Raw genomic sequence first — 22799 nt, 5'->3', positions numbered from 1 at the left:
GCATTTCGCGCGTTTTGCATTGGCTTGCGGAAACTCGGTAAACTTACTTATTCCATGCAGGTTTACGTTTTTCGAAGAACGCCGAGATCCCTTCACGCGCCTCTTCTGTTTCCCAGCGTTCGACTAGTTCGTTAATGGTTTGGTCGATTGTGGCATCGTCAATACGTGGTCCCAGAGTTTGAACCAGAGCCTTGGCTGACGCGACTGCCCCCGGCGCGCACGAAAGATAGGGCCGGACTTCATCTTCTATCGCGGCCGCAAGCTGCTCGGGGGACACAACCCTCGCCAGCAATCCCAGATCAACCGCTTCGGCCGCATCGAACAACCGGGCCGACATGAACACACGCCGTGCCCGCGCCTCACCCATCCGAGCGATAACATAAGGGCCGATTGTCGCCGGAATCAGCCCCAGCCGGGTCTCGGTCAGTCCCATCTTCAGACTATCTACACCGATGGCGACATCGCACACGGCGGCCATTCCAACACCTCCGCCAAAGGCGTTGCCGTGCAGCGCCCCGATCAGGGGTTTGGGCATTGTGTTCAACGCCTGCAACATCTCGGCCAGCTTGCGCGCTTCGACAAATCGCGTCGCCTTGTCGGCCGCCATCTGGTCCTGCATCCACCCCAGATCACCACCGGCGCAAAACGTCTTTCCCGCAGCGGCCAGAACGACCACCCTGACAGAGCCATCCTGACCCAGTTGCGACGCGGCCTGTGTCAGCTCGATGATCATTTGACCCGACAGCGCGTTGTGCTTTTCCGCCCGGTCCAGAATTAACGTGGCAACACCGCGCTCGTCTGCTGAAATCGAGATTGTTTCGAACATGTTAGCCCCTCAACGCCTTGGCCATCTGCGCGGCCTCTTCGACCACATCGATATCCAGACCGGTTTGATAGCCCAACCGGTGCAAATGCGCTGCAACGGTTTCAGTCGCGACATTGCCTGCGGCCCCCGGAGCATACGGGCAACCGCCAAGCCCACCCACGGCCGCGTCGAACACGCGCACCCCCAGCGAAAGTGCCGCATCGATATTGTCGATTGCACGCCCATTGGTGTCATGAAAATGCCCGGCAAGCCGCGTCACAGGAACCCTTTCCCGAACCGCCAGAAGCATATGAGCGATTTTGTCTGGTGTGCCCTGCCCGATTGTGTCCCCCAATGACACCTCGTAACAGCCTAACGCAAACAGCCGGTCGGCAACTTCGGCCACTTTCTCGGGCGGGGTCGGGCCGTCATAAGGGCAATCCGTCACGCAAGAGACATAGCCGCGAACCGGAAGGTCAATATGGCGCGCCGCTTCGAGTATCGGCGTGAACCGTTCGATTGACTCGGCGATCGAGGCATTGATGTTTGCTTTGGAAAACCCCTCGGAGGCCGACGCAAAAATGGCAATCTCATCCGCCTTGGCGGCCAGCGCATCCTCGTATCCGCGCATATTCGGCGTTAACGCCGCGTACCGCACTCCGTCCGCCCGGGTTATGTCGGCCAGAACCTGCGCCGATCCCGCCATTTGGGGCACCCATTTGGGAGAGACAAAGCTTGCAACTTCGATTCGACGGAACCCGGCGCGGCTAAGGCAGTCGATCAGCGCCGCTTTGTCGGCAACCGGTATCTCACGGGTTTCGTTTTGCAGCCCGTCGCGCGGTCCAACTTCGTAGATTTCGACCAGATCACCCATGTCAGAACCCCTTATGGCTTATTCTCATTCCAAATCCGGATCGCGCGACCGTGCCACGTCAAGCCGCGCGGGTACAGATCACTCTTCTTCCAAACGCACCAAAGCTGCCCCAGCCTCGACCTGCGCGCCATCTTCGACCAGCACCTCGGCCACCACACCATCTCGCGCGGCCAGTAACGAATGCTCCATTTTCATCGCTTCGAGAATAGCCAAACGGTCGCCTTCTTGAACGGTCTGCCCCGCGGTGGCAAAGACTGCCTTGACCAGACCCGGCATCGGCGCCTCGATCACGTTGGTGTCACCCGTCGCGCTGGAGTCCCGGTCCAGCGGGTCAATGACGTCGAAACTGCGACCGTAGTCAGTAAATACGGTCACAGTTGTTCCGCTGGCAGCCACCCGGGGCATCGGTGCGCCGCTCAGCGCCCACCGCCCCGAGATCCGCTCGGCCACGACACGGTGTTCGCCCAGCTGCCAAAGCTGGCGATCCGGACCATCGACCTGCACGTCAAGATCAAGAATCTCTCCCTGATCGGACAGCTGCACCGCCCGATGCAACGGAGCCCAGAGCGAAAATCCGGTGTCAGGCGTGACATCCACCAGATTCAGTGCGGTCATCGCAGCCGCAACAGCGGTCGCGGCCGAAGTCGGAGATTCCTGCACCAACCCGTTAAGATCGCGCCCGATCAGGCCCGTATCCACATCGCCCGAGGCAAATCCATCATGGCGGGTCAGCGCGCCCAGAAAGGCGAGATTCGTAACGGTGCCCGCCACTTCGGTCTCCCGCAGCACTCGGTTCAACGTCTCAAGCGCGACGGCGCGGGTCGGACCGTGTACCACCACTTTGGCAATCATAGGGTCATACCACGGGCTGATCGTGTCGCCTGCGCGAACGCCACTATCCGCACGGCAGTTGGCCGGGAAAACCAGATGGGTCAGTGTACCTGTCGCCGGCAAGAATCCTTTCGGCACGTCCTCGGCATAAAGCCGGGCTTCGAAGGCGTGACCCGAGATCGACAGATCATCCTGTTGCCTGGGAAGGCTCTCTCCAGCTGCAACGCGCAACTGCCATTCCACCAGATCGACGCCGGTGATGGCCTCTGTTACCGGATGTTCCACCTGTAGGCGCGTGTTCATCTCCATGAACCAGAACCTGTCGGGGCGCAGCCCGTCTGAGGCATCGACAATGAATTCAACCGTGCCTGCGCCCTTATACCCGATCACCTCGGCGGCGCGCACGCCCGCCTGCCCCATCGCCTCACGCATCTCAGCCGTCATACCCGGCGCCGGAGCCTCTTCGATCACCTTCTGATGGCGGCGTTGCAACGAGCAGTCGCGTTCGAACAGATGCACGGCATGTTTACCATCGCCAAACACCTGCACTTCGATATGGCGAGGTTTGGCCACGAATTTCTCGACCAGCACAGCGTCATTGCCAAAAGCGGTTCTGGCTTCGCCCCGTGCGCTGTCCAATGCGGAACGAAAATCCTCGGGGCGTTCGACCAGACGCATACCTTTGCCGCCACCGCCTGCAACGGCCTTGATCAGAACCGGATAGCCGATGGTGTCAGCCGCCCCCGCCAGATGCTCGGGGTCCTGATTGTCGCCGTGATAGCCCGGCACCACGGGCACGCCCGCGTGCTCCATCAACACCTTGGCCGCGTCCTTGAGGCCCATTTTGCGGATCGCATCCGCTGATGGGCCGATAAAGGTCAAACCAGCAGCTTCGACCGCGTCAACGAAATCGGGGTTCTCTGACAGGAAGCCATAACCGGGATGGATCGCCTGCGCGCCCGTATCCAGCGCAGCCTGAATAATCACATCACCCTTCAGATAGCTTTCCGCCGGGGCGGGGCCGCCGATATGAATGGCCTCATCCGCCATCTGCACATGCTTGGCCGCCGCGTCCGCATCAGAATAAACAGCAACGCAAGATACGCCCATCCTCTGAGCGGTTTCCATAACCCGGCAAGCAATCTCGCCCCGGTTGGCAATCAGGATTTTGTTGAACATAGCTTACCCCTCAACCGCCAGATCTTCGACAAGGCGAAATCGTTCGCATAGCAGCTCCATCTCGGGATCAAAGCCGCCATTGCGTTCGAAATACTGGCGATGACCCTCTCTCCATCCCTCAAGCGTTTCATTTTCGCCCTCTGCCAACGCGAAATCCTCGGTTACGTCGCAGTATCGGCAGGTCGAGACCTCGACCGTTTCGATCACCAAGGCCGCACGATCATCCCATTCCAGCGCAATATCTCTCCGCCCGACCACAGGAGTGTCAGGGCTGCCTTCGGGATAGTCGCGCAACGCACCGCAGGTTGCCGTTTTCCGCCCTGATCGTACCAATGCCAGCAGCTCAGCACTCAGCCGGGCATTGTCACCAAACTTGAAAGTCTGGGCACCCGGATAGCGTGCCATGACGTCATTCAATGAAACGTTCATCTTACATCCTGAACACGCCGAAACGTGTCTCCTCAATCGGGGCGTTCAGTGCGGCGCTCAGAGACAAGGCGAGCACATCGCGGCTTTTGCGCGGGTCGATGATGCCGTCATCCCACAGACGGGCCGAGGCATAAAGCGGGTGCGATTGCTCTTCGAACATCTCCAACGTCGGACGTTTGAACTCGGCCTCTTCCTCGGCCGACCAGGTGCCGCCCTGTCGTTCGATCCCATCGCGCCTGACGGTGGCTAGAACACCAGCTGCCTGCTCGCCCCCCATCACCGAAATCCGCGAATTCGGCCATGTCCACAGGAACCGCGGCTGATAGGCGCGTCCTGCCATGCCATAGTTCCCGGCCCCGAACGAGCCGCCCACCAGCATCGTGATCTTGGGCACGTTGGTGGTGGCCACGGCGGTCACCATCTTGGCCCCATGCCGCGCGATGCCTTCGTTTTCGTATTTGCGACCAACCATGAAGCCGGTGATGTTCTGCAAAAACACCAGCGGGGTTTTGCGCTGCGAACACAGCTCAACGAAATGCGCGCCCTTTTGCGCAGCCTCAGAGAACAACACCCCATTGTTGGCAATGATCCCGACGGGACACCCTTTGACATGGGCAAAGCCGGTGACCAGTGTCTCGCCAAACCGGGGTTTGAACTCATCAAACCGTGACCCATCGACAAGCCGCGCAATCACTTCACGGATGTCATAGGGCGTGCGCAGGTCGGCGGGAACGACTCCCAGAATTTCCTCCGGATCATAAGCAGGCTCCTCGGGTGCGTCGAACCGTAGGCCGGGCTTCAGCCCGGCACCCCCCAATGATCCGACCGCGCGCCGCGCCAATGCCAGCGCATGTGCATCATCTTCGGCCAGATAGTCTGCCACCCCCGACAGGCGCGTGTGCACATCGCCGCCACCCAGATCTTCGGCGCTGACAACCTCACCCGTTGCAGCCTTGACCAGCGGCGGCCCGGCCAGAAAGATCGTGCCCTGTTCCTTCACGATGATCGTCACATCGGACATTGCAGGAACATAAGCCCCACCCGCCGTGCATGATCCCATGACAACGGCGATCTGTGGGATACCCTTCGCGCTCATCCGCGCCTGATTGTAGAAGATACGCCCAAAGTGGTCGCGGTCTGGGAACACCTCATCCTGATTGGGCAGGTTCGCGCCGCCACTGTCGACCAGATAGATGCAGGGCAGATGGTTTTCGTCGGCAATCTCCTGCGCCCGAAGGTGTTTCTTGACGGTCATCGGATAGTACGTGCCGCCCTTCACGGTGGCGTCATTGCACACCACCATAACCTCGCGCCCCTGCACCCGGCCAATCCCCGCGATGACCCCGGCGCAGGGTGCAGCATCGCCATACATCCCATGCGCCGCCGTCGCGCCGATTTCCAAAAACGGAGACCCCGGATCAAGCAGGTTTGCCACCCGCCTGCGCGGCAACATCTTGCCTCGGGATTCATGCCGCGCTCGGGATTTCTCACCGCCCCCCATACGGGCTGCTTCGGCAGCAGTAGAGATTTGCGCCAGCGCATCGAGATGAGCGGTGCGGTTTGTCTTGAAGCCCTCGGAGCCGGGCATGGCTTTGGATGTGAGTTTCATTTTCGTTCACCCTCCAGCAGCCGGTCTGCATGCCGCAAATCCAGCCACCTCAAAGTTGCATTCTTTAATTGGCACTGTTTTTCAGACAAATCGGCACCGCAAATTGCTTGAGTAACTTCCGACGCACGCTGCAAAGCATTGGCATACGAAAAACGCCTGACTTCCGTTAGGTTCGGGTTCACAGGCAATGATTTCGAAATTTCTTCACTTCGAAATAGGATATGCTCAACCAAAATGTCGTGACATATCTCGCCATAAGAGTTCGACTGCTCCCGTGTACAATATTCCAACGCTAACAAGACACAGTCGGTTTCCAGTTCGGTTTTCGAAACCGTCATCACCGTTTCTTCGCTGAGTCGCGCGCACCCATCTAACCAATCTTCAACGCCGAGGACGGGCTCATGGAACTGACTCGGATCATCGTCAGTACTCAGTGCTGCTGACGGAAAGATCAGAGCGACCGAGGCCGACCATAGTAACCTGCTTATGACGCGAGTCTCTCTCACGAACCAATCTCCCCCGCCGCCCGCGCTTTCAATTCCTTCCGGATTACCTTCCCCGTCACCGTCATCGGCAGTTCCTCCAGAAACGCCACCTCGCGCGGATACGAATAATGCGCCAGACGTTCTTTGACCCAATCCTGCAACTCCTGCTCCGCCGCCTTAGCCCCCGGTTTCAGAACCACATAGGCCTTCACGATCTCGGTCCTCAGCGGGTCAGGTTTTCCGACCACGCCTACCGTCGCCACCGCCGGGTGGGTCAGCAGGCAATCCTCGATCTCAGCTGGGCCAATGCGATACCCGGCGGAGGTAATCACGTCATCATCACGACCGACAAATCGCAGATAGTTTCCCTCCCAAACGCCGCGGTCGCCGGTGATCAGCCAGTCATCCCGGAACTTCTCAGCCGTCGCCTCAGGACGGTTCCAGTATTCCAGCAGCATCGAGGCCGAGCCGCGCCGGATGGCCACGTCGCCCTCTTCGCCGGTCGGGTTGCCGTCCTCATCAATCACCGCAACCTCATGCCCTGGCACCGGTTGGCCGATACAGCCCGGGCGCACAGGGAAATCTTCGGCGCAGGATGATACGACCATGTTGCATTCGGTCTGGCCGTAAAACTCGTTGATCGTCAGGCCGAACGCCTTCTGACCCCATGCCAGCATTTCGGCCCCCAGCGGCTCACCCCCGGATGCGACCGAGCGCAGACCGGGGATCACCTGATCCGCTGCCTTGAGCATTCGCAGCGCCGTTGGTGGGAAAAAGACGTTCCGCACCCTGCCACGCGCGATGATGTCAGCGCAGGCCTCGGGGGTGAATTTCTCAAGCCGTGCCGCGACAACAGGAATGCCCAGCGCAAGACCCGGCATCAGCACGTCGAACAACCCGCCGATCCACGCCCAATCCGCCGGGGTCCAAAGACAATCGCCTTCGCGCAAGTGATTATGGCTGATCGAAACACCTGGCAAGTGACCGGTCAGAACCCGGTGCCCATGCAGCGCGCCCTTTGGGCTGCCGGTTGTGCCCGAGGTATAGATCAACACAGCCGGATCGTCAGGGCCGGTCGCGGCAAATGGTACAGCGGGACCGTCTTCGCCAATTTCCGATGCAATCAAGGGCGTGGCCAGATCACCCAACAGATCAGCCCCTTCGGCGTCGGTCAGTACAATCCCGGCACCTGCGTCACTGACCCGCGACCGCAGCGCGTCCTGCTTGAACAGTTTGAACAAAGGGACCGACACCGCGCCGACCTTCCAGATCGCCAGATGGGCCGCCGCGCACCATGGCGACTGGCTCAACAACACTCCGACGCGATCACCGGGCTGCACATGGCGCAATAATACGCGGGCTATTCCGTCCGTCATTTGCGACAGCTGCGCAAAGCTGATGTGCTGCGGGTCCGGTCCGGTCAAATCGATCAGCGCGACCCGGTCCCCCGCATGCCGCAGGCACTGCTGCGCCATGTTCAGCCTGTCCGGCAGATCCCAGCCTCCATCCCGGCGCAAACCCGGTATGCGCTCAGCGGTTAGCACGGCGAATTTTCCCTATATTTCCAGCACTTCCCGATTCAGCCCCACACAATTCCTTCACGTTAATTTGATGCAGATCAGAGTGGGCAGTTCCAATCGCTGCAACACCAAGGCCATCAACAGAACCAAAGGCAAGACAATGACCAAGAAACTCGCCGCATTGACCCTTTCCACCGCGTTGGTGGCTCTGGCTGCTCCTGCGTTTGCCCAATCTCAGGGGGATTGGACGCTCGGCATCGGTGTGGGGTACCTGGACCCGAAATCCAACAACGGAACACTGGCCGGCCTGAGCGCCGATATCGACTCGGATACGCGCCCGATCTTCACCGCCGAGTATTTCATCCAGGACAATCTGGGGATCGAGCTGCTGGCCGCGACCCCGTTCAAACATAACGTCACCTTGGGCGGAAGCGTGGACGCTGGCAGCGTCAAGCATCTGCCGCCCACCTTGTCGCTGAACTATCACTTCCCAACCAATAGCGCCTGGAAGCCCTATGTTGGTGCCGGTCTGAACTATACCATCTTCTTTGACGAGCAATCTGCCCTTGGCAACCTCAAGGTCGATGATTCCTTCGGCGTTTCGCTGCAAGCCGGTCTCGACTACATGATCACCGACAAAGGTGCGGTCCGTCTGAATGTACGCTGGTTCGACATCGACTCGGACGTCACGCTGAACGGAGCCGATATTGGCACTGCGAACATCGACCCTTGGCTGGTCGGTATTTCCTACGTTCATCGCTTCTGATCCTTTGATCGAAACGCCCCGCTGTAACCTCGTCTGCGGGGCGTCTTCATTCAGCGCATTTCGTTCATCATTTCCCGGCCGATCAGCATCCGGCGAATCTCGCTGGTGCCTGCGCCGATCTCCATCAGCTTGGCATCCCGGAAAATCCGGCTGACCGGCGCATCCGACAGGAAGCCCGCCCCGCCCAGCGCCTGAACCGCCTGATGCGCCTGAACCATCGCCTGTTCGGATGCATAAAGACAGCACGCCGCCGCATCCTGCCGGGTTACGTCTCCACGATCGCAAGCCTTGGCCACCTCGTAGACATAGGCCCGCGCCGAGTTCATCGCGGTATACATGTCGGCAATCTTGCCCTGCATCAACTGGAAGCTGCCAATCGGTTTGCCGAACTGCTTGCGCTCAGCCAGATAAGGCATCACTTCGTCCAAACAGGCGGCCATGATGCCGGTCCCGATGCCTGCCAGCACAACCCGCTCATAATCCAGACCTGACATGAGCACGGCGACACCCTTGCCCTCTTCTCCCAATACATTCTCGAACGGCACTTCGACATCTTCAAAGATCAGTTCAGCCGTGTTCGACCCGCGCATCCCCAGCTTGTCGAAATGGGGTGAGGTCGAAAAACCCTTCATCTCTTTTTCAATCAGAAATGCGGTAATGCCTTTTGATCCGGCATCGGGGTCCGTCTTGGCATAAACCACCAGTGTATCCGCGTCCGGCCCGTTTGTGATCCAGTACTTGTTGCCGTTCAGGCGGTAATGGTCGTTGCGTTTTTCCGCCCGCAGCTTCATCGACACCACGTCCGAACCTGCGGAAGGTTCCGACATTGCCAGCGCTCCTACATGTTCGCCCGAGACCAGGCGCGGCAGGTATTTCTGTTTCTGCTCTTCCGTACCGTTCAGTTTGATCTGGTTCACACACAGGTTGGAATGCGCCCCATAAGACAGCGAAACCGAAGCCGAAGCGCGCGCGACCTCTTCGACAGCAATTGTATGCGCCAAATAGGACATGCCCGCACCACCGTATTCTTCTGGCACGGTGACACCCAAAAGACCAAGCTCTCCCATTTCATTCCACAGTTCATTCGGAAAGCTGTTCTTGGTATCAATGTCAGCCGCCATCGGCTTGACACGCTCCTGCGCCCACCGATGCACCATCTCGCGCAGGGCGTTCACATCCTCACCCAGATCAAACTTCATCGTGGCCATGAACATCTGTGTCCTCCCTCCGCATTAATGAACAAGTGTTCAATAAATCTCTAGCAGCGAATCTGTCTCCGGTCAATCTTTGTGAAAGCCCGGACCGAAACGCAAAACGCCGCCCGGACGGGGCGGCGCTCTCAAGGGTCGAACGTGCGCAGAAAGCGCACTCTGTTTGGCTAGGATTGATAAACTGCGCCCACTTCGGCCCGGATGATGCGCGCGATCACTCGGCAATCCTCCAGCGAAAAGGTCAGCGGCACACGCATATCCATGATGCCTGCCAGAACACGGTCACTTTCCGGCATCCGTTCGCTTTCGAAATATCTCCAGCTGTCATAGCGCGACGTGAACCCTGTTGGTTCAGCCCCGCCAAACCACTTGATCTCGACCCCACGCGCGGCGCAGCGGCTGATTACGTCGGCTATCCGCTCAGGCGACCAATCCAAAAGCAGGAACTGGATCGAAGACCCGACATAGGATTCCTCTTCGGGTCGCTCGACTATCGTCAGGCCCGGAGTGCCGCGCAGCCCGGTTTCGATCTCGCGATAGCGCTCGTTCCACCGTTCCACCTGCCGGTCCAGTTCCCGCAACTGAGGGCGCAGGATGGCGGCGCGCAAATTGTCCATGCGACCGGACACATTGGGTGTGGTGTACTTTATCCGCTCGAACACTTCAGGTCCTGGCGCTGCCAGATGGCGTTCATACAGCATGTATGACCCCGACAGCATTGTAGCCTTGGCCGCCAGTTCCGCGTCATCTGTAACCAGCAAACCACCCTCGCCCGAGTTTACGTGCTTATAGGTCTGGCAGGAATAACACCCGATTGCCCCCTGCCGTCCCGATAACTGACCGCGCCAAGCCGCGCCCATCGTGTGTGCGCAATCCTCGATCACGATAACGCCCGCCGCGTCACACATCTGCATCAGACGATCCATATCACACAGATGCCCGCGCATATGGCTAAGCATCAGGACACGGGCCTGATCCAGTTTACCCTCAAGATCCTCCAGATCGATGGTCAGGTTTTCGGTGACGCCGACAAAGATCGCCCGCGCCCCGACCGAGGCAATTGATCCCGGCACCGGGGCCAGAGTGAACGCGTTGGTCAGAACCGGGTCGCCCGGCTGCACACCGACGGCCCGCAACGCGGTGGCAAGCGCATAACCGCCAGAGGAAACCGCCAAGCAATACTTGGCCCCCATCTGTGCCGCAAACTCCTGCTCCAACAGGGCCGTTTCCCCCAACTCACCGGGGACCACGTTATAACGATGCAGCCGCCCGTGACGCAGAACAGCCAGCGCTGCCTCGATTGCATCGTCTGGAAGGGGTTCCTGCTGCGTGAAATTACCAGTGAATGTTTCCGTCATGGTCTTTTTCTGGCTCTCCGACAGGGTCCGGTCAAGGTTTCAGGCTGCCGCACCAATCAGATCAGGCACAAGATCGGGCAAGTCATCAAAATGATGCAGCAGCGCTTCGGGCTCCAGCGCTGCCATGTCCTCCCCTGACGGTCCGAAAGTCACCAAAACCGATGGGACCCCTGCCGCCCGGGCGGTATTGCGGTCAGTATCCGAGTCGCCGATCAGCACGCAACAGGCCGGGTCGCCACCGGCACGGCGCGCAGCCTCGCGCAGAGGGGCCGGGTCCGGTTTGCGCACCGGCAGCGTATCCGCACCGACCAACGAGGCAAAACGATCCCGCACTCCCATGCGCGTTAGTAACAATTCGGCCAGATGTTCCGGCTTGTTGGTGCAAATGCCGACACCGTAGCCCGCGTTACTCAGCATCTCGACGGCTTGTAACGCTCCCGGATAGAAGCTTGTGTGGGTGTCGATATCCTGCGCGTAAGCCTCAAGCAGAACAGGATAATAGGTCTGAACGGTGTCCTCGTCGTAAGCTCCAACGCGTTTCAGCCCTTGGGTTAACATCATACGCCCGCCGCGCAAAGCGATGCCTGCATCCTGCCCATGGACCAGCACATCACCATGCCCCATTTCGCGAAAACAATGGTTCGCCGCAGCCAGCAAATCGCCCGATGTATCCGCCAATGTGCCGTCCAGATCGAAGATGACGGTCCGCATGTAGCCTCCTGTTTCGGCAGGTTTTCGCCGTGTCCTGTTTCAATCGGCAATCTTGTTTGATGGCCGAACAGCTTGCGCCTTTGCCCCTAGCGGATAAAACGGTCAGCAACAAAACACAAAGAGAAAACGATTTCATGACCATTGCCCTTGTCATCCTTGCCGCCGGAAAAGGCACCAGGATGAATTCGGATCTTCCCAAAGTCCTGCACCCCATCGCTCAGGCTCCGATGCTTGTTCACGCGATGCGCGCCGGGTCTGTTCTGTCGCCCGAACGTACGGTGATCGTCGCCGGCCACGGGTCCGAGGCAGTGGCAAAGGTTGCTCAGGACGAAGACGAAGATGCGCGGATAGCCGTTCAGGAAGAACAGTTGGGTACAGCCCACGCGGTCGGTCAGGCCCGGACGGCACTGGACGGGTTCGACGGTGATGTTGTGGTTCTTTACGGCGACACCCCGTTTTTACAACCCGACACGCTGGAGCGGATGGTCGAGGCACGAACTGGGAACGACCTGGTCATCCTTGGGTTCGAAGCGGCTGATCCGGCCCGTTACGGCCGGTTGGTCATGAATGGCGACACGTTAGAACGCATTGTCGAATTCAAAGACGCATCAGATGAAGAGCGCGCCATAACATTTTGCAACTCGGGCCTTTTAGCTTGTGATGCCCGGTTGCTTTTTTCGCTGATTGACGCCGTTGAAAACAACAATGCCTCGGGCGAATACTATCTGACAGACGTAGTCGAGATCGCCCGCAACCGCGGTCTGAACGTAACCGCCGTCGCCTGTGACGAGGCCCAGACGCTGGGCGTGAACTCTCGCGCAGATCTGGCCGCCGCCGACGCGGTGTTTCAGGCACGCGCGCGAGCAGAACTGCTGGATATGGGAGTCACATTGATGGCACCGGAAACGGTATACCTGTCCGCAGACACTGTGATTGGGCGTGACACAGTAGTCGAACCCAACGTGGTCTTCGGCCCCGGAGTGACGGTCGAAAGCGGCGCGAGCATCCGGGCCTTCTCCCATCTGGAAGGGTGCCATGTCAGTCGCGGTGCCATCGTCGGCCCCTACGCGCGGCTGCGCCCCGGCGCGGAACTGGCCGAAAACACGCGGGTAGGCAATTTCGTTGAAATCAAGAATGCCGAAATCGCCGAAGGCGCGAAGGTCAACCACCTCAGTTATATCGGGGACGCATCAGTGGGTGCTGCGACGAATATCGGCGCGGGAACAATCACCTGCAACTATGATGGCGTGATGAAGCACAAAACCACCATTGGTGCGAATGTCTTTATCGGCTCCAACACCATGCTCGTGGCCCCGGTCACGGTGGGCGATGGCGCAATGACAGCGACAGGCACCGTGGTGACCAAAGACGTACTGCCCGAGGCGTTGGCCGTGGCGCGCGCCAAGCAAGAAAACAAACCCGGCTACGCGCGAAAACTGTTTGATATGTTGAAGGCGAAGAAGGCTCGCCGCGATAACGAGGCCTGAGATATGTGTGGAATTGTAGGTGTCTTGGGAAAGCATGAAGCGGCCCCTATTCTGGTAGAAGCCCTGAAACGGCTGGAATATCGCGGCTATGACAGTGCCGGGATTGCAACCGTTAATGACGGTGTCCTGGGTCGTCGGCGTGCGGTCGGCAAACTGGTCAACCTCAGCGATCTGTTGGTGCATGATCCGCTACCGGGGAAATCCGGCATTGGTCACACCCGCTGGGCCACGCATGGTGCGCCTTCCGTCAACAACGCGCACCCCCACAAAGCTGGCCCCGTGGCTGTGGTTCACAACGGAATTGTCGAAAACTACCGCGAACTGAGGTCCGAACTGGCCAAACACGGTGTCGCCTTCAAAACCGAAACCGACACGGAAACCGTCGCGCTGATGACGGAACATCACCTCAACACAGGCTTGTCCCCGGTCGAGGCCGCCTTCAAGACCATCGACAAATTGGAAGGTGCCTTCGCCCTTGCCTTCCTGTTCGATGGTGAGGACGACCTGATTATAGCCGCCCGCAAAGGATCACCCCTGGCCATCGGCCACGGGGATGGTGAGATGTATGTGGGTTCGGACGCCATTGCCCTTGCGCCACTGACCAACCAGATCACCTATCTCGAGGAAGGCGACCGCGCAGTTCTGACCCGAACATCATTGGAAATCCGCAACGAGGCCGGTGAACTGGCCAACCGGGAAAAGCGCAAGATCAAGCTGGATCATGCGCGCGCCGACAAGGGCGAGCATAAGCATTTCATGGCCAAGGAAATCGCTGAACAGCCTATCGTTGTGGCCGAGGCCATCCGATCCTACCTGCCCACGGGCGGTGATCGCGTAGTGTTACCCGACGCCGAGCTGGATTTCAGCAAGTTGGACCGTCTGACCATGGTCGCCTGCGGTACAGCGTTTTACGCCTGCCTGACTGCGAAATACTGGTTCGAGCAACTGGCAAAGATGCCGGTGGAAGTCGATATCGCCAGCGAGTTCCGCTATCGCGAACCTCCGATCACGGGTCGCACACTGGCGCTGTTTGTCAGTCAGTCAGGCGAAACCGCCGACACCCTGGCCGCGCTGCGCTATTGCGAGAGCAAGGCGGACAAGATCGTTTCTGTCGTCAATGTCCCCGAAAGTTCGATTGCTCGGGAAAGCGATATTGCCCTGCCGATCCATGCTGGCGTTGAAATCGGTGTGGCTTCGACCAAGGCCTTCACCTGTCAACTAAGTGTTCTACTGATGCTGGCGCTCAAGGCAGCGGCCGACCGCGGCACTCTGACCGATGAGGAGATTGCCGATCACACCGCTGCGCTGCGCGGATTGCCGACCGTGCTGAACACGGCACTAGATCAGAACCGGGCGATCCGCAAAGCAGCCCAACGCCTGTCCGAGGCGCGCGACGTTCTGTTCCTGGGCCGTGGCCTGATGTATCCTCTCGCAATGGAAGGGGCGCTGAAGCTCAAGGAAATCAGCTATATACACGCCGAAGGGTATGCATCGGGCGAGTTGAAACACGGACCCATCGCCCTGATCGACAAGCATATGCCTGTTGTCGTCATGGCACCCCGTGACACAGTGTTCGACAAGACCGTGTCAAACATGCAGGAAGTGATGGCGCGCAAAGGCAAAGTGATCCTAGTGTCTGATGATGATGGAATTGACGAGGCCGGAGACGGCGTCTGGAGCACAATCCGGATGCCACATATTCACACCAGTCTTGCGCCGATCCTCTATTCGGTTCCCGCACAGTTGCTGGCCTACCACACGGCGGTGGCCAAGGGCACGGATGTGGATCAGCCGCGCAATTTGGCAAAGTCGGTAACGGTGGAGTGAATTATGGCCAAGCAGTTTCCCCGGCTTGATGACGCGCATCAAAAGTTCATCGAAGATCAGCATATGTTCTTCGTCGGCACCGCCGGGTCCGAGGGAAAGGTCAATATCTCACCCAAAGGTATGGACTCGCTGCGGGTGGTCGGACCAAACCGCATCGTCTGGATGAACCTGACCGGCAGCGGCAACGAAACTGCGGGGCATCTTTTGCAGGTCAACAGGATGACACTGATGTGGTGCGCCTTCACCACGCGCCCACTGATCCTGCGCACATATGGAACGGCCCGCACTCTGCACGTCGGAGATGAGGGCTGGGATGAACTGGCCAATCATTTTCCCAACCACCGCAGTGCGCGACAGATCTACGACCAGTCGATCGAAATGGTTCAGACCTCTTGCGGGTATGCAGTGCCGTTCATGGAATTCCAGTCCGACCGCGACACGATGCAGAAATGGGTCGATGGCAAGACGGACGGCGACATCCGGTCTTATTGGGCCGAAAAGAACAGCCACACGATTGATGGCGAACCGACAGGCTTTCCGGTCTGCCCCCAATGCTGACCCCTTTTCTTGATCAGATCAAAGCCCATGCCGACCCCGAACGTGCGGGTCAGATGGCCAGTTATCACAAGGCGGATCGCGGCTATCTGGGTGTCGCCAATCCGGTTCTCAACGATCTGACTAAAACATGGCGGCAAGAGCTGGATGTGAACAAACGCGTCACGCTTGCCAAGGCGCTGTGGCAAACCGATATCCACGAAGGGCGCCTTGCCGCGGCCAAGCTTCTGACCCAGGCCCGCATCCGGCCCGACGATCAGGTTTGGGACCTGCTTCAAAGCTGGCTACCGGACTTTGACGCCTGGGCCGTCGCCGATCATGCCTGCATGGCGATGCAAAAACGACTGATGGCCAACCCCGAGAGGCTGAATGCCATCGAACAGTGGACACAGTCCGATCACATGTGGACCCGGCGCGCGGCCCTTGTCGCAACCCTGCCCTGGACCAAACAGAACCATCCCAAGCCCGAAGACCTGCAACGCCGCGACCGTATCCTCGGCTGGGCCGCCGGATATGTCCCTGACCGCGACTGGTTCATTCAGAAATCAATTGCCTGGTGGCTGCGGGAACTGTCCAAACACGACCCCGATCGCGCGATCGCGTTTTTGGACAAACACGGTGATGACATGAAACCGTTTGCCCGCCGCGAAGCAGCCAAATACCTGAAAAGTCAGTCGGCATAGACCGCGACTTCGACCAGTTCGTCTAATGGCACCAGTAGGGCCCGCATGGCATCCAGCGACAAGCGGCTGCCGCTACTTTCCGGGCCTGCGGCAGGAACCAGGGTGATATAGGCCTGCGCGCCGGTTCTGGGAACAACAACCCGCGCCGTTACCTCGCTATCGACCAGCGGCGTCTGCATCCAGCGTCCTGGTGTGGTCGGATCACCAAGCCCGGCAATGGTTGTTTTGGCCCCGACCCAACTGGGGCGTGCCGCAACAGGCTCGGGCTGTAGAACTTCCTCAGCGACAACTGGCGCAGTTTCGACATCCGGTACGGCCACAGCCGCCTCGTCCCCCGACCCGAACACACGTTCCGTCGTTGCCCGGACAGTGTCGCACCCGGTCAAAACAACGCATAGAAAAACAAATGCCTTTTTCATGCCCGGAAACTACAACCCCATGCGGGTGTGATCCAGTGCAAAGCGCAGTTCGCACTTGTCGCAGGCAGGTTACAGCTTTACCTATGTCGCATGTCTGCTCCGCTCATCGACCCGTTTGCCCGCGCTATCACGTATCTCCGCGTCTCCGTCACGGACCGCTGTGATTTTCGTTGCGTCTACTGCATGTCCGAAAACATGACCTTTCTGCCCAAGAAAGACCTTCTTACGCTGGAAGAGCTGGATCGCATGTGCTCGGCCTTTGTAAGAATGGGCGTCGAGAAACTGCGCATTACCGGCGGTGAGCCTTTGGTTCGTCGCAATATCATGACTTTCTTCAACGCCATGACTCGCCACTTGGACAGCGGTGCGTTGAAAGAGCTGACGCTGACGACAAACGGTTCGCAATTGCATCGCTTCTCCGAAGATCTATATGCCGCCGGTGTGCGCCGTGTGAATGTATCCCTGGATACTCTGGATGACGACAAATTTGCCAAGGTCACACGCTGGGGCCGCCTCAAACAGGTACTGAACGGCATCGACGCGGCGCAGAAGGCAGGGCTGCGGATCAAGATCAACGCTGTTGCGCTCAAGGGTTTCAACGAACCCGAACTGCCCAAGATCACTGAATGGTGCGCCGAGCGCGACATGGACCTGACCTGGATCGAGGTCATGCCGATGGGCGATATCGGCAACGAGGATCGCCTGGACCAGTACTGGTCGCTCAAGGACGTGCGCAAAGAGTACGAAAACCATTACACAATCACGGATCTGGCCGAACGCACTGGCGGCCCGGCCCGCTATATCAGGCTGGAAGAAACCGGTCAGAAGATCGGCTTCATCACGCCCCTGTCCCACAATTTCTGCGAAAGCTGCAACCGCGTGCGCCTGACCTGTACTGGCGAGCTTTATATGTGTCTTGGGCAGGAGGACATGGCTGATCTGCGCGGCGCATTGCGGGATCACCCCGATACAGAACAGCCGCTTGAAGATGCCATCCGCGCGGCGATCAACCTGAAACCAAAAGGTCACGACTTCGACTATTCCCGCCAGTCCGTCGATGGCCGGATGAGCCGCCATATGAGCCATACAGGCGGCTGATACATGCCGGATCCCCAAGACCGACCCACAGCGCTGTACTACCTGTACTGCGCTCTGATCTCTCTGGCCGCACCTCTGGTCTGGAGAACCGTCCGAAAGAAACTTGAGGCTGCGGGCGTAGCAGCCAACCGCCAGCACGAACGTCTTGGCCATGCCAGTCAGCCCCGCCCCGCAGGGCAGTTGATCTGGTTCCACGCCGCCAGCGTCGGCGAAAGCCTGTCGGTCCTCACTCTGATCAATCGGCTGGGCACCTGCCTTCCCAAATCCGAGTTTCTGATCACCTCAGGCACGCCAACCTCAGCGGCCCTGATCGAAAAGCGCTTGCCGCCCCGCACCCGGCACCAGTACCCGCCGCTTGACACAGCCAACTCGGTCCAACGCTTTCTGGACCATTGGCAACCCGATGCCGGGATCTTCGTCGAAAGCGAGATCTGGCCGCGGTTGATTGTCGAAAGCGCAGGGCGCGACATTCCACTGGCTCTGCTGAATGCTCGATTGTCGGACAAATCTGTCGCCGGATGGAAGAAGCGCCCTAAAACGGCAAGGTTTATTCTGAATAAGTTTCGCCTGTTCCTGACGCAAAACGACAAAACAGCTGCCGACCTGATTGCCATGGGTGCCCCTGCCCAACGCGTGCAGCCCGGCACCAACCTCAAGGCCATGTCCGATCCTCTGCCTGTGGACCAGAACACGCTGGATGACATTCGCGCGCAATTAGCCGCCAAACCGGTCTGGATCGCCAGTTCCACCCATGCCGGAGAAGAAGACAGCGTTCTGGCAGCCCACAAAGCATTGTTGCAGCATTGGCCCGACCTTCTGCTGCTACTGATCCCACGCCACCCCGAACGACGCGGTGAGGTTGCAGAACTTCTGAACAACGCGGGGCTCAAGGCGTCCTTCCGGTCAAAAAACGCACCGATCACAGATACGACGCAGGTGTATGTTGCCGACACACTGGGCGAAACCGGAACCTGGTACGCGCTTTGCCCGATCGTTTTCCTTGGGGGGTCACTGAAAGAAATTGGCGGACACAACCCATTTGAACCGGCACAGGCCGGGGCCGCCGTGATCACCGGCCCGGGGTATTTCAACTTTGCAGAAACCTTTGCCCCGCTGATCGACGCCAAGGGCGCTGTCGAGGTCCAGACATCCGCTGACCTCTCTGAGGCCGTTTCACATTGGTTGTCGGACCGGAATGCCCTTCAAGCGGCCCGAAGGGCTGCACAATCCTGCGTCAATACGCAGTCGACCGCCTTGGATGCCGTCGTCGAAACCCTCTGCACGGTGCTTGATCTGCAAGCAGAGGATCCCGCTTCATCTGGCTAGAAATATCCCGGGGGTGTGGGGGCAGAGCCCCCACCCTCTCCATCAGGCGGCTGGCATCCGCTGTTCGACAATCTCCGCCCACCAGCTGCATCCGGCCGGAATGGCTTCGTCGTTGAAATTGTATTCCGGGTGATGAACCATTGCGGTGTCACCGTTGCCCACAAGAATATAAGCGCCTGGGCGTTCCTCCAGCATGAAGGCAAAATCTTCGCCCCCCATGACCAAAGGTGCCTCGTCGCAATCACCGGACACCGACCGGGCCACGTCCGCCGCAAACTCTGTTTGCTCGTCGCTGTTCACCATCACCGGATATCCACGAATGTAGGTCACGTCAGCGGTGCCGCCAAACGTGGCCGCAACACCGTTGCAAATCTCGTTGATCCGCTTTTCAGCCAGATCCCGCATGCCCTTGCTCATGGTGCGCACGGTGCCTTTGATCTGCACGGTCTGAGGGATCACATTGAATGCCTTTGATGACGTCTCGAACGACGTCACGGACACCACGACCTGATCGATCGGGTCGGCATTGCGCGAAGAAATCGTTTGCAGCGTTAGGACAGCCTGCGCTGCCAGAACTGTGGTATCCACGGTCTCATGCGGCTTGGCCGCATGCCCGCCGCGACCCTCAAAGGTGATGTCGAACTGATCGGTTGCCGCAAAGAACGACCCCGGTCGGATTGCGAACTTGCCGACAGGCTGTCCCGGCCAGTTATGCATGCCGTAGACTTCCTGAATGTTCCAACGGTCCATCATGCCGTCTTCGCACATTTCGCGGCCCCCGCCACCACCTTCCTCAGCAGGTTGGAAGATCACAACAACAGTGCCGTCAAAGTTGCGGGTTTCCGACAGGTACTTTGCCGCCCCCAGCAGCATCGCGGTGTGCCCGTCATGGCCACAGGCATGCATCGCGCCCGGTGTTTTCGAGGCATAGTCCAACCCCGTTGCCTCATGTATCGGCAAAGCATCCATATCTGCGCGCAGGCCGATCACCTTTCCCTTGCTGTCCGACTTGCCTTTGATCACCCCCACAACGCCGGTACGTCCGATACCGGTTACAACCTCATCGCATCCGAACTCTTTCAGCTTCTCGGCCACCTTCGCGCTGGTGCGGTGGGTCTCAAACAGGATCTCTGGATTTTCGTGCAGATCCCTTCGCCATTCCGTGATTTCATTCTGCAATTCGGCAAAGCGGTTCTTGACTGGCATGTTTTTTCTCTCTCCTGATTCAGGTCACGCCGCCGGCATCCGGCGCTCGACCATTTCCGCAAACCACGAGCACCCAATGGGGATGATCTCGTCATTGAAATTGTATTCGGGGTGGTGCAGTCCGGCACTGTCACCGTTGCCCAAGACGATGAATGCCCCGGGCCTCTCTTCCAGCATGAACGAGAAATCCTCGCCCCCCATCACCATCGGCGCTTCAATGCAACTGCCCCCAACCGACACCGCAGCCTCTGCTGCATATCCCGTCTGGGCTTCGGCATTGATCGTCACTGGAACACCCCGCGAATAAGTGACGTTCACAGACCCGCCAAATGTTGCAGCGGTCCCTTCCGAGACTTCCTTCAGCCGTTGTTCGATCAGGTCGCGCAACTCGTTGGAATGGGTCCGAACGGTGCCGCGTATCCGCGCTGATTGCGGGATCACGTTGAACGCTTTCGAGGACGTCTCAACCGAGGTCACAGACAGCACGGCCTGCAAAATCGGGTCCGCGTTGCGCGACACAATCGTCTGCAACGCCACGATCAGTTGCGACAGCATAACCGTTGTATCAATCGTCTGATGAGGTTTTGCCGCGTGGCCGCCGCGCCCTTCAAGATGGATGTCAAACTCGTCCGCCGCTGCCAGCAACGGGCCCGAACGAATGGCAAACTGCCCAGTAGGAACACCCGGCACATTGTGCATCGCATAGACTTCCTGAATGCCGAACCGATCCATCAGACCGTCCTTGCACATGGCCTCGGCGCCATTCCCACCCTCTTCGGCAGGCTGAAAGATCACAATTGCCGTGCCATCAAAGTTGCGGGTTTCTGCCAGATACTTGGCGGCCCCCAAAACCATCGCAGTATGCCCGTCATGACCGCATGCATGCATCGCATTCGGTATTTCTGAGGCATAGTCCAACCCGGTCTGTTCCTGCATCGGCAGGGCGTCCATATCGGCGCGCAGGCCAATCACACGGCCCCGTGTGTCGCTTTTGCCGCGAATGACACCAACGACTCCGGTGCGACCGATGCCAGTCACGACCTCGTCGCAACCAAACTCGTTCAGCTTTTCCGCAACCAGCGTACTGGTGCGGTGAGTGTCGTACAGAATTTCCGGGTGTTGGTGAATGTCACGCCGCCAACCGGTGATCTCATCATGCATCTCTGCGAGACGGTTCTTGATCGGCATGTCATTCTCTCTGTTTCATGCGACAGGCAATCGTCGTTCCACAAGTTCGGCAAACCAGCTGCAACCGGCGGGGATCGCGTCGTCGTCAAAGTTGTATTGCGGGTGGTGGCACATGGCCGTATCCCCGTTCCCGATAAAGATGTACGCGCCGGGGCGTTCTTCAAGCATATAGGCAAAATCTTCGGACGGCATGATCGGGTCCGTGCTGTCGTTGACCTTGCCCGCAACCGCAGCTGCCGCCTCGGCGGCATAGCCTGTTTCGGCCTCGGAATTCACTGTCACCGGGTATCCCGGTGTCCAGATAACCTCCGCCTTCGCGCCAAAGGCCGAGGCTGTATCCTCGGCGATCCGGCGCACGCGTTCTTCGGCGATTGTGCGATACTCGGGGTCAAGTGTCCGCACGGTTCCCTGCAAACGAACCGTATGAGCGATCACGTTCGACGCTACGCTGTCCGTCACAAACGTCCCAACGGTGAGGACAACTCGCTTGATCGGGTCAACGGTCCGGGACACCACCGATTGCAAGGCAACAACGATGTGCGAGGCCACCAGTGTTGTATCCACCGCCTCATGCGGTGCAGCGGCGTGTCCGCCCTTGCCAGTGACGGTGATTTCAAACTCATCGGACGAGGCCAGCAACGCGCCGGGGCGAATTGCGAACTCTCCCACCGGAAGACCGGGCATATTGTGCATGCCATAGACCTCGTGAATGCCCCAGCGGTCCATCAGCCCGTCCTGACACATGGCCAGACCGCCGGCCCCGCCTTCTTCGGCGGGCTGGAAGATCAGAACCACAGTGCCATCGAAATTGCGCGTCTCGGAAAGGTACTGCGCGGCCCCAAGCAGCATCGAAGTGTGCCCGTCATGTCCGCAGGCGTGCATCTTGCCCGACACGGTCGAGGCATAGTCCAGCCCTGTCGCCTCTTCAATCGGAAGTGCATCCATGTCCGCCCTCAGGCCGATGACGCGCCCCTGCGTATCCGTGCGCCCTTTGATCACCCCGACAACACCTGTTTTGCCAATGCCCGGAGTGATCTCGTCCACTCCAAACTCTTTCAGACGTGCGGCAACAAATGCCGCAGTTTCATGGACGTCATACATCAGCTCCGGATGGGCGTGCAGGTGGCGGCGCCATTCGGTGATCTCGCCATGCATTTCCGCAAGTCTGTTTTTTACGGGCATCTCAAGACCTCCCTTTCAACCGCTGGCACCGTATTACACCGGGCTAGGCG

General features: G+C 59.0%; 21 protein-coding genes. 7 read left to right on the top strand and 14 right to left on the bottom strand.

All coding sequences use genetic code 11. From position 1 onward, the window contains the following. Window positions 1-43: 43 nt before the first annotated feature. From AC2FND_RS07710 to AC2FND_RS07680, 7 genes are all read right to left on the bottom strand, one after another. Entirely contained in the window at window positions 44-826 is a 783-nt protein-coding gene (locus tag AC2FND_RS07710; RefSeq protein WP_496768942.1) for a crotonase/enoyl-CoA hydratase family protein, read from the bottom strand. A gap of 1 nt (window position 827) precedes the next feature. Then, complete coding sequence (locus AC2FND_RS07705) at window positions 828-1679, bottom strand: hydroxymethylglutaryl-CoA lyase (protein ID WP_496768940.1); 852 nt, start codon at window positions 1677-1679, stop codon at window positions 828-830. 78 nt (window positions 1680-1757) lie between these two features. Further along, window positions 1758-3689, bottom strand: a complete 1932-nt coding sequence (locus tag AC2FND_RS07700; protein ID WP_496768939.1) for an acetyl/propionyl/methylcrotonyl-CoA carboxylase subunit alpha — start codon at window positions 3687-3689, stop codon at window positions 1758-1760. Between the two features lie 3 nt (window positions 3690-3692). Beyond that, window positions 3693-4118 (bottom strand): ASCH domain-containing protein, encoded by a 426-nt coding sequence (locus AC2FND_RS07695; RefSeq protein ID WP_496768937.1) that lies wholly within the window; start codon window positions 4116-4118, stop codon window positions 3693-3695. Between the two features lies 1 nt (window position 4119). Continuing rightward, the gene (locus AC2FND_RS07690) at window positions 4120-5727 is read right to left on the bottom strand and encodes a carboxyl transferase domain-containing protein (protein WP_496768936.1); all 1608 of its coding nucleotides are present in this window, start codon (window positions 5725-5727) and stop codon (window positions 4120-4122) included. Next, window positions 5724-6233, bottom strand: coding sequence for a hypothetical protein (locus tag AC2FND_RS07685; RefSeq protein WP_480583166.1), 510 nt, complete (start codon window positions 6231-6233; stop codon window positions 5724-5726). The genes AC2FND_RS07690 and AC2FND_RS07685 overlap by 4 nt, the downstream gene beginning before the upstream one ends. Next, window positions 6230-7756 (bottom strand): AMP-binding protein, encoded by a 1527-nt coding sequence (locus tag AC2FND_RS07680; RefSeq protein WP_496768934.1) that lies wholly within the window; start codon window positions 7754-7756, stop codon window positions 6230-6232. The genes AC2FND_RS07685 and AC2FND_RS07680 overlap by 4 nt, the downstream gene beginning before the upstream one ends. Window positions 7757-7892: 136 nt before the next feature. On the opposite strand from AC2FND_RS07680, the gene AC2FND_RS07675 reads away from it, so the two are divergent. Continuing rightward, a complete protein-coding gene (locus tag AC2FND_RS07675; protein WP_209504463.1) occupies window positions 7893-8498 on the top strand; it encodes an OmpW/AlkL family protein in 606 nt (201 codons plus the stop codon). Window positions 8499-8548: 50 nt separating this feature from the next. On the opposite strand, the gene AC2FND_RS07670 is transcribed toward AC2FND_RS07675, so the two are convergent. The 3 genes from AC2FND_RS07670 to AC2FND_RS07660 all read right to left on the bottom strand — a co-directional run bounded on the left by AC2FND_RS07670 (window position 8549) and on the right by AC2FND_RS07660 (window position 11778). Continuing rightward, window positions 8549-9712, bottom strand: a complete 1164-nt coding sequence (locus AC2FND_RS07670) for an isovaleryl-CoA dehydrogenase (protein WP_480506299.1) — start codon at window positions 9710-9712, stop codon at window positions 8549-8551. Between the two features lie 164 nt (window positions 9713-9876). Continuing rightward, window positions 9877-11067 (bottom strand): DegT/DnrJ/EryC1/StrS family aminotransferase, encoded by a 1191-nt coding sequence (locus AC2FND_RS07665; protein ID WP_496768933.1) that lies wholly within the window; start codon window positions 11065-11067, stop codon window positions 9877-9879. A 39-nt stretch (window positions 11068-11106) separates the two neighbouring features. After that, window positions 11107-11778, bottom strand: coding sequence for an HAD-IA family hydrolase (locus tag AC2FND_RS07660; protein WP_480506297.1), 672 nt, complete (start codon window positions 11776-11778; stop codon window positions 11107-11109). 134 nt (window positions 11779-11912) lie between these two features. On the opposite strand from AC2FND_RS07660, the gene glmU reads away from it, so the two are divergent. Genes glmU through AC2FND_RS07640 form a run of 4 tightly spaced genes read left to right on the top strand, consistent with a single transcriptional unit; the run spans window position 11913 to window position 16330 of the window. Further along, a complete protein-coding gene (glmU, locus tag AC2FND_RS07655; RefSeq protein WP_496768932.1) occupies window positions 11913-13265 on the top strand; it encodes a bifunctional UDP-N-acetylglucosamine diphosphorylase/glucosamine-1-phosphate N-acetyltransferase GlmU in 1353 nt (450 codons plus the stop codon). A 3-nt stretch (window positions 13266-13268) separates the two neighbouring features. Further along, window positions 13269-15092 (top strand): glutamine--fructose-6-phosphate transaminase (isomerizing), encoded by a 1824-nt coding sequence (gene glmS / locus AC2FND_RS07650; protein WP_496768930.1) that lies wholly within the window; start codon window positions 13269-13271, stop codon window positions 15090-15092. A gap of 3 nt (window positions 15093-15095) precedes the next feature. Then, window positions 15096-15650 (top strand): pyridoxamine 5'-phosphate oxidase family protein, encoded by a 555-nt coding sequence (locus AC2FND_RS07645; RefSeq protein ID WP_496768929.1) that lies wholly within the window; start codon window positions 15096-15098, stop codon window positions 15648-15650. Continuing rightward, complete coding sequence (locus tag AC2FND_RS07640; RefSeq protein ID WP_496768927.1) at window positions 15644-16330, top strand: DNA alkylation repair protein; 687 nt, start codon at window positions 15644-15646, stop codon at window positions 16328-16330. The genes AC2FND_RS07645 and AC2FND_RS07640 overlap by 7 nt, the downstream gene beginning before the upstream one ends. Here the strand turns inward: AC2FND_RS07640 and AC2FND_RS07635 are convergent. After that, window positions 16318-16749, bottom strand: coding sequence for a hypothetical protein (locus tag AC2FND_RS07635; RefSeq protein WP_496768925.1), 432 nt, complete (start codon window positions 16747-16749; stop codon window positions 16318-16320). The genes AC2FND_RS07640 and AC2FND_RS07635 overlap by 13 nt on opposite strands. A gap of 90 nt (window positions 16750-16839) precedes the next feature. On the opposite strand from AC2FND_RS07635, the gene moaA reads away from it, so the two are divergent. After that, window positions 16840-17847, top strand: coding sequence for a GTP 3',8-cyclase MoaA (gene moaA, locus AC2FND_RS07630; protein WP_496768923.1), 1008 nt, complete (start codon window positions 16840-16842; stop codon window positions 17845-17847). A gap of 3 nt (window positions 17848-17850) precedes the next feature. After that, the gene (locus tag AC2FND_RS07625; protein WP_496768921.1) at window positions 17851-19173 is read left to right on the top strand and encodes a 3-deoxy-D-manno-octulosonic acid transferase; all 1323 of its coding nucleotides are present in this window, start codon (window positions 17851-17853) and stop codon (window positions 19171-19173) included. Window positions 19174-19215: 42 nt separating this feature from the next. Here the strand turns inward: AC2FND_RS07625 and AC2FND_RS07620 are convergent, their stop codons facing one another. From AC2FND_RS07620 to AC2FND_RS07610, 3 genes are read right to left on the bottom strand one after another with little or no spacing between them, the layout of a single operon-like run. Then, complete coding sequence (locus tag AC2FND_RS07620; protein WP_267362899.1) at window positions 19216-20379, bottom strand: M20 aminoacylase family protein; 1164 nt, start codon at window positions 20377-20379, stop codon at window positions 19216-19218. Between the two features lie 24 nt (window positions 20380-20403). Continuing rightward, the gene (locus AC2FND_RS07615) at window positions 20404-21567 is read right to left on the bottom strand and encodes a M20 aminoacylase family protein (protein ID WP_496768919.1); all 1164 of its coding nucleotides are present in this window, start codon (window positions 21565-21567) and stop codon (window positions 20404-20406) included. A 15-nt stretch (window positions 21568-21582) separates the two neighbouring features. Further along, a complete protein-coding gene (locus AC2FND_RS07610) occupies window positions 21583-22749 on the bottom strand; it encodes a M20 aminoacylase family protein (protein ID WP_480516356.1) in 1167 nt (388 codons plus the stop codon). Window positions 22750-22799: the final 50 nt, after the last annotated feature.

This window comes from Ruegeria sp. BHSB056 (assembly GCF_059613305.1).
Note: the sequence above shows the minus strand (reverse complement) of the source record. Positions and strands in the feature narration are given on the sequence as shown.